Source organism: Novosphingobium sp. JCM 18896 (assembly GCF_025938095.1).
Taxonomy (GTDB): domain Bacteria; phylum Pseudomonadota; class Alphaproteobacteria; order Sphingomonadales; family Sphingomonadaceae; genus Novosphingobium.
The window spans coordinates 1-12638 of sequence record NZ_JAPCZF010000014.1; the positions used below are offsets into that span (position 1 = coordinate 1).

At 58.8% G+C, this 12638-nt stretch carries 9 protein-coding genes; 4 read left to right on the forward strand and 5 right to left on the reverse strand.

Going from position 1 to position 12638, the window contains the following annotated elements; genetic code table 11:
- A partial coding sequence (locus OLX23_RS25100; protein WP_264448101.1) for an IS3 family transposase occupies nt 1-577 on the forward strand: 577 nt, incomplete at its 5' end.
- Here the strand turns inward: OLX23_RS25100 and OLX23_RS25105 are convergent.
- The 4 genes from OLX23_RS25105 to OLX23_RS25120 are packed head-to-tail and all read right to left on the reverse strand — an operon-like array spanning nt 541 to nt 5824.
- Complete coding sequence (locus OLX23_RS25105; RefSeq protein ID WP_264448102.1) at nt 541-1965, reverse strand: hypothetical protein; 1425 nt, start codon at nt 1963-1965, stop codon at nt 541-543. The genes OLX23_RS25100 and OLX23_RS25105 overlap by 37 nt on opposite strands.
- Complete coding sequence (locus OLX23_RS25110; RefSeq protein ID WP_264448103.1) at nt 1917-2804, reverse strand: TniB family NTP-binding protein; 888 nt, start codon at nt 2802-2804, stop codon at nt 1917-1919. The genes OLX23_RS25105 and OLX23_RS25110 overlap by 49 nt, the downstream gene beginning before the upstream one ends.
- A gap of 10 nt (nt 2805-2814) precedes the next feature.
- A complete protein-coding gene (locus OLX23_RS25115; RefSeq protein WP_264448104.1) occupies nt 2815-5010 on the reverse strand; it encodes a transposase family protein in 2196 nt (731 codons plus the stop codon).
- Nucleotides 5003-5824 (reverse strand): hypothetical protein, encoded by an 822-nt coding sequence (locus OLX23_RS25120; protein WP_264448105.1) that lies wholly within the window; start codon nt 5822-5824, stop codon nt 5003-5005. The genes OLX23_RS25115 and OLX23_RS25120 overlap by 8 nt, the downstream gene beginning before the upstream one ends.
- Before the next feature lie 315 nt (nt 5825-6139).
- Between OLX23_RS25120 and OLX23_RS25125 the strand changes: the two genes are divergently transcribed.
- Entirely contained in the window at nt 6140-7363 is a 1224-nt protein-coding gene (locus OLX23_RS25125; RefSeq protein WP_264448106.1) for a hypothetical protein, read from the forward strand.
- On the opposite strand, the gene OLX23_RS25130 is transcribed toward OLX23_RS25125, so the two are convergent.
- Nucleotides 7360-7731 (reverse strand): hypothetical protein, encoded by a 372-nt coding sequence (locus OLX23_RS25130; RefSeq protein WP_264448107.1) that lies wholly within the window; start codon nt 7729-7731, stop codon nt 7360-7362. The two genes, OLX23_RS25125 and OLX23_RS25130, sit on opposite strands and share 4 nt — an antisense overlap.
- A 306-nt stretch (nt 7732-8037) precedes the next feature.
- Between OLX23_RS25130 and OLX23_RS25135 the strand changes: the two genes are divergently transcribed.
- Both OLX23_RS25135 and OLX23_RS25140 read left to right on the forward strand, forming a co-directional pair.
- A complete protein-coding gene (locus tag OLX23_RS25135) occupies nt 8038-8265 on the forward strand; it encodes a hypothetical protein (RefSeq protein WP_264448108.1) in 228 nt (75 codons plus the stop codon).
- Nucleotides 8266-8335: 70 nt separating this feature from the next.
- Nucleotides 8336-12601, forward strand: a complete 4266-nt coding sequence (locus OLX23_RS25140) for an RHS repeat-associated core domain-containing protein (protein WP_264448109.1) — start codon at nt 8336-8338, stop codon at nt 12599-12601.
- Nucleotides 12602-12638 lie beyond the last annotated feature (37 nt).

Genomic DNA, 12638 nt, shown 5'->3' on the forward strand with positions numbered 1-12638 from the left:
CGACAAAGCCGCGCCTTGCCCGCTCGACCAGGTGAACCGGCAGTTTCATGCGCCGGCGCCGAACATGCTTTGGGTCTCGGACTTCACCTACGTCGCGACGTGGGCTGGGTTTGTCTACGTGGCCTTCGTGATCGACGTCTATGCCCGCTATATCGTGGGCTGGCGGGTGAGCAGGACGGCGCATGCCAGCTTCGTGCTGGATGCCCTCGAGCAGGCCATCCATGATCGGCGGCCTGTCCATCGCGGCGGCCTTATCCACCACAGCGACCGCGGCAGCCAATACGTCTCGATCAAGTATACTGAGCGCCTTGCCGAAGCTGGGATCGAGCCATCGGTGGGCAGCGTAGGCGACAGCTACGACAACGCTTTGGCCGAGACGATCAACGGCCTCTACAAGGCCGAGGTGATCCACAGGCGAGGCCCCTGGCGATCCTTCGAGGCCGTTGAATATGCCACGCTCGAATGGGTGGACTGGTTCAACAACCGCCGGCTCCTCGCTCCCATTGGCAATATACCACCCGCCGAAGCGGAGGAGCGCTACTACGCCATGCTGGACGATACCCCCATCGCCGCATAATTTAAGCCGAATGGCCTCCGGCAAGCCCGGGGCGGTTCAGACCGTAGGTTCCGGATAAAATCTTCGGCTTTCGATCTGCGTAGAACAACACTCCCGTAGAGCGCATCGATCGCCGAGTTTTGGCGGCGCTCCAGGTGCCCACCGTCGATCAGTTCATCAACTGCGTGAAGCGAAAGCCCCGTGATGTGCATGAACTCCTGGACTGGCATGCGATCGGCCAGATCCATGCGCGTCTGCTCGCACGAGCTCATGGTCAGCAGCGCGCGGGACGTCCGACCGCGTGTGACAGACTCCGCCTGGACGATGCCGGCTCGGCGCAGAACAATGACTTCGCTAGGTGCAAGCCCCAGGTGCTCGCCTGCTTGGCGAACCGAAAGCCCGTTGATTCTACGTAGATCTGCCTTCAGTTCCGCCTTCGTGCCAAGAGCGCATCCCCGGTCCCTGGCAAGATCATGGAGAAGCAGAGACCTGACAGCAGGCAGGGTAGTGCCCTGCTGCGCAAAGCGGCGCAGGCGACTGGAAAGAGTTGGGCCAATCCCGTTGCTGCGCGCGTTGTCGGCCTCGAGTTCGGCGATCACACTGCCCGGCCAGCCCATTATCACCTCTACCGCCGGGCCGATCGCCTCGATACGGCTCATGCCTGGATTGAGCGCATCCGCGAGGCCGAGGACAAGTTCAAAGACCTCGCCCTGGCTGAGAACCTGCAGTTTTTCCGGCAATCGGCTCGCGGCTTCCACCTGTCGTTCCGCTAGCGGATGCACGAGCCCCGTCCAGAACGTCAGCGCCTCGTGGAGGTGCTCTGGTATCCTGGCCGTTTCGTAGTGTCGTTGGTCCGCGCCGCAGTGGTGGCAGTGGGAAACGTGATCGAGATTTGGCCAAGTCAGAGGCTTGCCGCAAGCAAGGCAGCGATCTGTGAGCGCAGTCCACGTTTCCGGGCAGAAGCCGATGGCCTCGACCAAGGCAAGCGCGCGAACGTGGTTGCTGTTGCGCATCGCGGCCGGGGATAAACGCCGCCGGCTGGCCAGAAGGTGAGATCGTCGCAGCGTCACCTCATTGAAGGAAACGAATTTCAGCCGTCGCGGCGAGGCATGCACGCGTTGATAGGTCAACGCCGCGAAATCCTCAGACGGCTGCGACAGGAGGTGGGCAAGCCGATCGCTGTCATGCCTTTCGACAAACGGTACCCGCTCAAGACTGGGCGGGCACCCTGCGAGCTCAAGCAACCCCGCCGGGTGGGCGCAGTACTGGCTTGCACACTCACTGACGTAGCCCATCAAAGCCTCGTCCGGCAGCGGGCCGCGAAATTGCATGGGGAGTTGGGCTAACACGGCCGCCTCCATCAGGGCGCGAGGGGGTTGGTTTTCACAAACCCCATCGGTATTGCCCAACGCGCGATCGCTTCCGAAATGTGCTCGGCCCCGATTTTCGCGGCACTCTGCGACAGCGCAATGCGCAGCGCTTCGCGAATGATGTTGCAGGCCGTGCCAAGGACCCCGCCACTAGCTGCGCACAGCGCCGCTGGCAGAACACCCTTGTCCAGGTTCGCCTTTTTTTCGACAACGCCATTGGCGACCATTATCTTGTCCAGCTGCCCGAAGAACACGGCTGCATATCCAAGGTCAATTGGATTGGCCGGATCCAGCTTGGGAAGCGTCGCAGGGCACAGCATTCGGTTTCGAAGCTGAGCGTTCGAGAACAGGGCTGCCGCACTCTCATCTCCGGCAAAGACGATTGGCGCCACACCTTCATTCAGCATTCGCTTGAACGCTTCTGACACGCGCCACGCAACGTTCTGAGTATTGTACTTCAGGATATGTGCGGTCTCATCGATGATGATGAGCTCCACGCCCCGCTCTTGGAGAATGCCGCACATACGCCGAAACCGCTGCCCTTCATCCTTGACCCGCGCCAGGGGATCTCCCAGCTCGAAGCGCATTTGGTCGTACATCTGGTTGGGCGTGGTCGCCGTAGCCAGCTCCATGTAAAATACAGGTACTTTGCCGGCGCCGACCGCCGCGTTGGCCTTGTCGGCGTACATCTTGAGAACCGTAGATTTTCCGGAGTAGCTCGGGGCCAGGAGCTGTAATCCACGTTGCGGCTGCCCGGCCGTGAGCCGGCCGATATTGCGCATGTTGTCGAGGACGCCATGAATGGCCGCCTCTCGGGGGTTTGGCACGTGCAGGAGCTCAAACTGAGCGACCTTGCTTTCGACGACGCTGCTTTCCATGGCCGCCTCCTCAGTTTGCCGCCCAGGATGACGCGGCGGCGGCCAGCATGTCCTCACTCATCGCCACCAGTGGCGTGCGCGTAGAGCTTTGCTTTCGCGCGACAGGAGGGCGTCGACGTGCATTCGCTTTGCGCGCCGTCTTGCCGCGCTGCGGAGAATGCTGGGGTACGCCACGATCGGCACGTTCCGTGGCAGCTGGTGCAACCTCGATCTCGATGACCCTGAGATCGTCATCCACATCGGCTGCAATCATCGGGCTCTCCGAGGATCTGTCTGCGAGGAAGGCATCTTCGAGCCGCTTTTGATGCCGCTTCGCTTTCAGCGTGATTTCCGGGCACGCCTCTTCGATGCTCTGCGCGAGGGCCAGCCTCATGCCGCGTCGGCTCTCTGTCGAGCAGAAGCTGTTTCCGCGCGCCACAGCGAATTTGCGGATCTCTTTGTGCTGCCAGAGCGACGTCCCATCGGCATAAGAGGGATCGGTGCATTTCAGCTCGTAATACTGCTTGTCGTGCTGATTGAAGACGTAGATCGAACCGATGTTCTCAGGGTTCACCTTGATCTTCACCTCGCACGTTACAGAACCTTTGCGCTTGCCGCGCTTGGTACGCTCCTGGGCGGCCATAGCGTCAAGAAGGATAGGCACGTTCTTCTCACAGCAATACTGGAGATTAAAAAGTCGCACTCCACTCCGATCGAGCGTGCGCATGAACACCATGCCCGCCATGTGATCGAGCACGGAGGGGTCTGCGAGAGTACGAACGCGGCTGCCTTGGTCGATCCAGAACTGGATCGGCGAAATCCCGAGCGAACTGTGGATTTGGTAGTGGTAGACGTTGATGGCTTCCTCAAGCAGCATCTCGAGCTCTTCGATGGTCAGGACGGCTGTGTCCGCAGGGTCATACCCCATCTCGCGCATCAGAGAGGCCGGCAGCGGCACGCTCCCAGGGAGGCGATGGAACAATAGCTTATTGATCGTCCTGAACAGGCGTTCGATTATCCCTTTCGCCTGTGGTTCGCCTGCACCCGCATAGACGACCTCGACGCCCAAATCGGCCAGGGCATCTCGGTGACTGACACCGATCGTCTCGATCGCACGGTCATAAACCAGGGTCGATACGAGCCCATAAATCGCGGCCCCGTCGGGCCGGTCAGGAAACCTTTTGCGGAGATGGTATTTCGGACGAACTGCCCGTTTTAGCAGCTGGGAAGCGGTGTGGAGCGACGGCTTCTCGAAAGTGATGTAATGGGCAAGGATGCAGCGTGAGGCGACATCCACCATGATCGCCAGGATGGGCCGGCCAAGCAGGGCTCGATGCTTCGCGCTGAGGACGACCATATTGTCCACGACCGTATGATCGACGATACCGGTATCTAGAATTTGGGTGGCATTCAATCGTCGATCGAAGGGCGTGCGGTACTTCGTCCGGAAGGCCTTGTCGCCAAACTTCTGCTTGTAAAGTTCAGCCGTTTCCGACTTGCGGATTCGCTGGCGAATGGTCTCGGCAGAAGGTCTTTTGAGCTGGTCGTCAGCCCGCGCAGCCCGGTTGTGGCCATCGACAAAGTCTTGAACTTCATCGATCACCTGCCCCTCCGTCATGTCCCGGTTCAGCCAAAAGCGGTCACGAGACTCCGAGAGCTTTGCTTCTGTACGCGGATCGAACGAGCGCCTCCGCGGCACACGGCCTGACATGTTGACCATCACTGCCAGTGGGCGATCACCGGCAGTACCACGGCCTGCCAGCCACCGCCTTATCGTCGACGGATGCGGCACCTTTTCGAGACCCGCGGCGAGGAGTTCGCTGCAAAGCTCCTCTCCGAACGCCCTCAAGGCGGAGTCCGATTTCTTCACGGGGTTCTCGTCATACCGACGCAGGATGAGCTGACGCGCCACGGCCTCTCTATCGAGGCGCTGGATCTCGGCTAGATCCACATCGACAGGCCTGCTCACGGGCTTGCGGCCCTGATCCATGAAAATCGGCTTCATACGCCCAGTGGAAAGCAGGAATTCGAGATCGCGCGGCAGCGGTAGACGCTGCTCTCCCGTTTCAGGATCGGTGAACAGGTATGGCGTACCCAGGTTGGAGTCCATGAAGTTATAGGCACCGCTTCCCGGCATAACCGAGTAAAATGCGTGCATTTGCTCATCCAAGATGACGGGTGCGCTCGTGGTGAAGTCCATCTGCGTGAAGAATTCGGCCTTAGTCATTAGGCTTCTCCCAGAAATTGAGGATCTTCATTCCGGCGGCTCGCGGTGCCACCAGATAGACGGGAGAAACTGGACTGATCCGTCTCTTCATATTGAAGCGCACGAGCCGGCGGACGGCCATCGCTAGGATCATGGATTCGGCAGTTTCGGCAGGAATATTCACGGCCCGAGACAAGCGCTCAATGAGCGAGCAGAGCAGCATCACGTTGCCGCCCTCCGTCAGGGCGTCTCGAACGATGATCTCGTGAACATGATCGAACCGGACGAACTGGTTTCGAAATAGCGACTGCTGATTGATCAACTCCTCGGCGTTGCTGGTCATCATGCTTGTCGTTTTCAGCTGAAATTGCCAGCCCAATGCCCGATAAATCTCAAGCGGAATCACATTCTTCTGCTCGTGAGACCGATCATATACGTTGGGGTGGATATGCTTACCCTCGTAGATCCAGATTTGATGATCGATTTCAGCAATGGCGTCAGGAAAACGGACCTGCGGCTTTCCATTCTCGCGCCATCGGATCGCGCAAGGCTGCACCAAGAAACCCTGACAGTTAAACTGGTAGTCAAGGTGACGGACGAGCGCGCGCTCGCCGACCGACGACCACGGCATGCCGCGTCCCATCTTCACGCTCGGATGCACTCCCGAGACAATCCTGCCACCGTGGGTGATGACATGCCGCACAGGCAGGCCGTCAGGATGAAACTCTACATCGACGCGACCCACACACGGGTGCTGGATGCTTATCTTCTGTTGCAGGATTGGATCCGACGCTGAGCCTCCTGCCTGGAATGCCGAGTTGGGAATATACTTCATTTGAGTACCTCGCTGCGTGTGGCGGCGGCGCTAAATGGAGAAATTTTTCGACATGGCAATGGGTGTTAATCGAAAATAATCGGAATTTGATCTAAAAATTTCGGACGTTAACTAATTATAAACCATCTAACTCGATGGCGATGCTGTGTTTTCGTGGAAAGTGCAGGCGTCGGATCTTTTTTTCGCTTGGCACCTTTTTTCGAGATGATTTGCAGATTTCGGACACTATATGGAGCGCGCTCGACCGCTCTTGCCCTTGTGAGATCCCTCACGAGGAGGCGATTCGACAGGTTATGACTCATAGGTGTGGGAACGATGGCGGCACTTGCCAGCCTCGAAGAGATTTGGCCCGGGCAGTTGCCGGAGGCGGAGCGACTGATATTTGTCCAACTGACCGAAGAGCGTCAGATTCTGGCGCTCGAACGGCTCCGAGCGGTTATGGATGTGGAAAACGGCTGCGAGGCGGCGGCCGACTTGATGGCGCGCCTCTCACTGGGCCGATCACAAGTCTACAAGCTGTTGCAGGATTGGAGGAGCAGTCGCAGCCTCGCGTCTTTGGTGCCTCATGCGGGTCCTTCAAAGATTCGGGCTTCGCGCCTCAACGAGCGCGTCATTCAACTGGTACGCCAAGTCGTACGAGAGCACGTGGGGAGGCAGTCGCCTGAATCGGAAACGACGGTAATACGCGATGTGCAAGCACGAGCAGCGCAAGAAGACCTGCCGGTGCCCGCGGACGCGACGCTCCGCCGTTTGATCGCGATCTGGACCCTGAATGATCCCAAACTTTCGCTGTCCCCGTTATCCCGAGGACAAAAGGGTGCGTTGCGCCCCTCGGAGGCGACGACTGAGGACGATGAAACAAAGGAACTGTTGTTCCCTGACGTTTTTGGCGGCCGCCTGCTTGTCGACCACACGACGCCCGATTTGATCGTGGCGACCAATGCCCCCTTCAAGCCAACTGCAAGTTTCGTTGTTGACGATGCCAGCCGCCTCATCCTCGCCCACCGCCTCATCGATCGCATTCCCGAACCCGAGGATTTTCTGACCATTCTTGCGTTCGCGTCCGATGGATATCGACGGCTCCGCTCCAAGGGCATTCTGGCAGTACACGGGCTGCACCCCGTGTTGACGATGCGCAACGGCCTCTCCGCCCAGTGGAATCAGCTTCGCGCAGTAGCGCAACGCTCCCGCTTCAAGTTCGATATCCGCCGAGCCCCGCAGCCCGTGTTCGGTCACGTCCTGCGACGCAGCATGATAAGGGAGATCGGCGGAATTGCGCTTTTACCTGGCCTCACCAAAGAGGAGCCGGTCTGTCGGCTGCGTAACAACGACGTAAGAACGCCTCGCGTCAGTTGGCCCGACGCAATGCTGATGCTGGACAACGCCGTCATGGAGCACAACCGCCAGCGTTTGCGGGTGGTTTCGATGGAGGCCCTGTCGGGGACGGCGCGGAACTCGAACCTTCGTCTCAATACCGAGCGTCGCGACTGGCTCGAATTTGGATTAGCGGAATTTCGGGACGCCTGGGCCAGCCACTAACTTGGCGCAACGGCATACCAACGACGCCGAACGCTTTTGGCCGTGCCGCTTGCACGGCTACGATGAAGAGCGCCCCTGACGGTCTGAGCCACTATCGGTTGTTTCTTCGATAGGATGTGTACGATCTCCTCGACGGTCGTGCCATTCTCACCTGAGATCTGCAGCAGTCGCCTAACCTCCCGTGCCACGGGTATCCGTTTTGCTCCGCTCGAGAGCGGCTCGATTTGCGCGCTTGACCGGAAAACGGCGCTAGCGACGGCATGATCGTTCAGCGTAATCATTTGGTCTATCGTATTCGAAAGTTCCGTTATCTTCGCCTTGATTTCAGCCAGCGACAATGCATTCAGTTTACAAAGTCCAATGTCCATTGAATTTTCCTTTCAATTCAAACATATGATTCATTCCGTTCCGGCTTTTCGATCCCCACCCTTTGGAACAGCGTTGACACGCTGACGCTGGGCCGGCGCATGCGACCACCTCCCCGACAGTGGAGATTTTTTTGTTCAGCGAGCGAGCGGGCAAAGCCGATGACAGTACGCGCTTCTCTTGCATCCAATGTCGAACGAACGGTGCTTGCCAACCTCGGTGCAAGAGGCTCACGCTGCGATCGTCGTCATAGGCGAGGCAACCAATGGCGCTGACTTGAAGCCCTTTTGGCCATTGAAAGGGAAATCATGCTGACAATGAACCCTAAATTGCTCTTGCTTGCCGTCGGCGGCGCGGCCCTAGCGCCGGTTCACGCCGCGCACGCCACTGAAACCATCACGTACACCTATGACGTGCATGGACGTGTAGTCGGCGTTGTGCATTCGGGGACGGTGAACAACGGCGTAAATGTGTCTTACAGCTACGACGCCGCAGATAACCGGACAGCTGTGGTCACCTCAGGGTCCGCGAACTGACCGAGGCAATACGCCACCAACTGACGCCGGCGTAAATCTAGCACTGACAGGGGTTTTTATGGCTTCCCGAATGAAGCGCGCTTCGTCGCGCCTGTTGTACATGGCCAGCGCCCTGGCCTCTGCGTCTGCCCAGGCTCAGACCGGCAATCCCCCCAGTCTCCCTGAGCGCTCAGATATCGACGAGCGCGGGGTGAACCTGCTGAACGGCAATGTCTCGATCTCGGATCCCCAGGTCTCCATTGGCACCGCGGACAATGGCCTCGAATACGTCCGACATTGGTCCGGCCAGTATATCTGGCGTCATAATCTGATGATCTCCCTCAAGCCGGATCTAGAAAATCATTTGACCATCGACTTGGGCAACAAAAGCGTCGGGTTCACCTATTCGTCGGGACCTGGTTACACACCTGACCTGGCAAATGGAGCGACCTTACAAGAGGAGGAAATGAGTTATAGGTTCACCGACTCCGACGGAACGGTGATTGTATTCGAGAAGGATTCTGCCACAGGTTCGATCGCGTACTATGGTGTCGCCAGCGCATTGGCGACCAGCATCGCGAGGCCGAACGGCTACAAGGTCAACCTCTACTACAAAAAGCTTCAGATTCCGGGATCCTTCACAAGGATCGCGCGACTTCAGTCCGCGAGGTCCGCGACCGGATTCCAGCTCAAATACACCTATGCCACCGATACGCTGACCTCGGCAAACTTCGCTGATTGGCGCAGGATCACCAACGTGCGCGCGATCAACGGTGGCACGGATTACTGCGACCCGACCGCGGACACCTGTTCGGGTTTCACGCAGCCCTGGCCAAACCTGTCTTATGGGCTGTCGATCTCGGGCTCTGATACGATCGAATCCGTTACTGATCCTGAAGGCCGGGTCAGGCGCTACATCACCGACGTCAATGGCAGGCTGACGGGCGTTCGGCGGCCATCGTCGCCGACAAGCAACAGCGTGACCTACGGTTACGACGGTAACGCCCGCGTCTCAAGCGTGGCCGTGGCTGGTGTCGGGACTTGGACATACAACTTTGCCGCGGCCGGTAACACGATGACGGCGTCCGTTACGACCCCAACCATCCCGACACCCAGAGTCGTCGTGTCGGACATGCAAATCCAACGGCCGACCAGCATCTCGAACGAAAACGGCCAGACCACTTCGTTCGAGTATTATCCCAACGGGCTCCTAAAGAAAGCCACTCTGCCCGAGGGCAACTACACGTCGTATACCTATGACGACCGTGCGAATGTCACCTCGACGATCCGAACCGCAAAGGGTGGATCCGGGCTTGGCGCGCTCACGACCAGCGCGACCTATCCGGGGACGTGTGGCAATCCTGCGACCTGCAACAGGCCTGCGACGATGACGGACACCGCTGGTAACGTCACGAACTACTACTACAATGCAAACGGGACGATCGATTATCTTCAGTTGCCCGCGCCCGCTCCCGGCGCGCCGCGTCCGGAGACCCACTACACCTACTGGACCGGGCAGGCCTGGTTCAAGGTCAACTCAAACACGGTCACTCTGGCGCCGGACGCCGTTACCCTGCTTTGGAAGGTCACGTCCTGCATCACCGCGTCGTGGCCCTGCGCGACCTCGGATCAGGTCGAGACCGATCTGGGTTACGCGGGCGGCCCATCTGCAACCAACATGCTTTTGACCTCGAACACGGTGCGGCGCGGCGACAATTCGCTCAGCGCAACGACCAGTTATGGCAACGACCTGATCGGCAATGTCGTAAGTGTGACTAAGCCATTGGGCCAGCAGACGCTGATGGCCTATGCGGCAGACCGGCAACTCATAGGGGTTCGTTCGCCGGCGCCCAGTGGCTCGCCTACCGGACAACGTCGCGCGCTGGTGCTGCATTATAACGGTGACGGTCAGGTCGACTCTCGTGGTATCGGCCCTGTCAACTGGGACGGCTCGGGCTTCTCGCCGATCCAGTACACCTTTCCTGCCTACGACATCGCCGGGCGGCTGACATCGGAGTTCGTCACCGATGGGACCGCGACGACGACGTTCTCACTGAAGCAGTGGAGCTATAACGGCGCTGGACGACTCGACTGCCAGACGGTGCGAATGAATCCGGCGAGTTTCTCGTCCTCCCCCGGCGCATGCTCGCTAGGCTCGGCCGGCAGCTTCGGACCGGATCGCATTACAAAGTACATTTGGGAATATGCGGGGGCGTTGGACCGCGCGATAACGGGCTTCGGCACCGCTTCGCAACGCGACGAGGTTGCCTACACCCGCAGTCTCAACGACCAGATACGCACAATGACCGACGGCAAGGGTAACGTGACGCGCTATGCCTACGATGGGCACGATCGTCTGCTAAGGGAATGCTACGCCACCACGGCCACGGCTTGCGACAATGGGACGGCGGCCGATCTGGTGCAATTGACCTACGACGGCGTGGGACGGCTCACCAACCGCAGCCTCCGTGGACATTCGCTAGCGATCACAATCGGCTATGCCTACGATAACCTGTGGCGCGTAAAGTCGGTCGATTATCCCGGATCGAGCATATATGATTCCGATGTGACCTACAGCTACGACAATTTGGGCCGGTTGCTGTCGGCGGTCGATACGAACACGCACGCCGCGACCTTCGGTTACGACGCGCTCGGCCGTGTGACGAGCCAGGGTGACAGCATTTCGACGCGCACAATGCTGTACGACGCCAACGGCCGGCGTACGCGGCTGACTTGGCCTGACGGCCGCTACGTTACGTACCAGTATAATGACACAGACGAGATGACCGCCATTCTCGAAAACGGTTCGACCACACTAGCCTCATTTGGCTATGATGCCATCGGGCGGCGCTCGAGTCTGACACGCGGGAACGGCGTCGTGACGACTTACGACTACGACGCGGCCTCACGCCTCACCTGCCTTCGGCAAGATCTCTCGGGCGGCGGAACGCTTGCGTGCTCTTCGGGATCGGTTACGGCCTCAGGATACGACCAGGCAACGAACTTCGCTTACAATCCGGCAAGTCAGATCATCAGCCGGACCGCCGCCAACGACGTCTATGCCTGGACCGCGCATTCGAACTTCAACCACACGTACAGTGCAAATGCGCTCAACCAGTATACGACGGCGGGACCGGTGGTGCCGACCTATGACGTGAAGGGCAACCTGGCAAGCGCGGGCGGGACGGCGAGTTACAACCACTCCACGAAGAACGAGCTGGTCTATCGCAACGATACAAACGTGGGTTTCTATCCCGATCCGCTGGGCCAGATCGACGTCGTTTTGAACGCGCCAGGCGGCGAATATGGCTTCCAATATGTTGATGGGCAAATATCGACAGAGTTCAGCACCGGAAGTGGAACGCCGATCCTACGGCGCTATGTGTTTGGTCCGAATGTCGACGAGCCGATCGTGCAGTACGAAGGCTCCGATTTCTCAAACAAACGTTACTTCGTCGCGGACGAGCGTGGATCGGTGGTTTCGATAACCAACGGTGGTGGAGCGCCGATGACGACAAATAGCTACGACGAGTTCGGCATCCCCGGAGCTGCCAATAGCGGCCGCTTTCAGTTCACCGGCCAAGCGTGGCTCGCGGAACTTGGGATGTATACCTACAAGGCGCGCATCTATCTGCCTAAGCTTGGGCGCTTCCTTGAAACCGATCCGGCAGGCTATCCAGACGGACCCAACTGGTACAATTATGTCAATGCCGATCCAGTCAATCGAACGGATCCGATGGGACTCTGCGTTACAGTGGGTGACTACCCTCCTCTAAACTGCCCGTCAGGCGGCGGCACAAGTCGTGGTGCGGGCGGATGGTCGGGAGGGGGCGGCCTGAGCTTTCCTATCAACCCTAATATAATAGACGAGTATGCACTTTCTGTCGCAGCGACTGCAAGCATAGTGCCAAAGAGGGAGCAATCGCCTTGTGAGCAGGCGTTGGCTCAGCCTGGAAAGATTCAATATTTTGGCAATACAGGAAGTTTGGTTCTACTTGGAGGATTGGCCGTAAGTTGGGGGCAATGGCGAAATCTAAAAACTGGTTCACATGGTAACTACAGAACAGTAGGAGGTGGGCTTGGGCTGGGCCTCGGTGTCACACGTGACCTTGGCTATGCCCGGTCGCTAGCGGACTTCGTGGGCTATGGCGAAACGGCCGGGGTTGGCGGTTCACTAGGACCAGTGGGTGGCAGCTACTCCTGGACACAGAGTGCCGCAGGTGAGGTGGTCGCGGAGGGCGGCTCGGTGGGATACTCCCCTCCCGGCCCCACGATAGGCCAAGGAAACCTGGGCGTTTCGGCGACCGCTACCGCCGGCGAGACTACAATTAGCAGGTGCTATTTCCATGGTCAGTAGGCGACTAAAAAAGCTTCTTCTCGCGTCATCCCTCATG

Coding starts and splice junctions, on each gene's coding strand:
- OLX23_RS25110 (WP_264448103.1), bottom strand. CDS start 2,804: ATGGAAAGCAGCGTCGTCGAAAGCAAGGTCGCTCAGTTTGAGCTCCTG.
- OLX23_RS25115 (WP_264448104.1), bottom strand. CDS start 5,010: ATGACTAAGGCCGAATTCTTCACGCAGATGGACTTCACCACGAGCGCA.
- OLX23_RS25120 (WP_264448105.1), bottom strand. CDS start 5,824: ATGAAGTATATTCCCAACTCGGCATTCCAGGCAGGAGGCTCAGCGTCG.
- OLX23_RS25125 (WP_264448106.1), top strand. CDS start 6,140: ATGGCGGCACTTGCCAGCCTCGAAGAGATTTGGCCCGGGCAGTTGCCG.
- OLX23_RS25130 (WP_264448107.1), bottom strand. CDS start 7,731: ATGGACATTGGACTTTGTAAACTGAATGCATTGTCGCTGGCTGAAATC.
- OLX23_RS25135 (WP_264448108.1), top strand. CDS start 8,038: ATGCTGACAATGAACCCTAAATTGCTCTTGCTTGCCGTCGGCGGCGCG.
- OLX23_RS25140 (WP_264448109.1), top strand. CDS start 8,336: ATGAAGCGCGCTTCGTCGCGCCTGTTGTACATGGCCAGCGCCCTGGCC.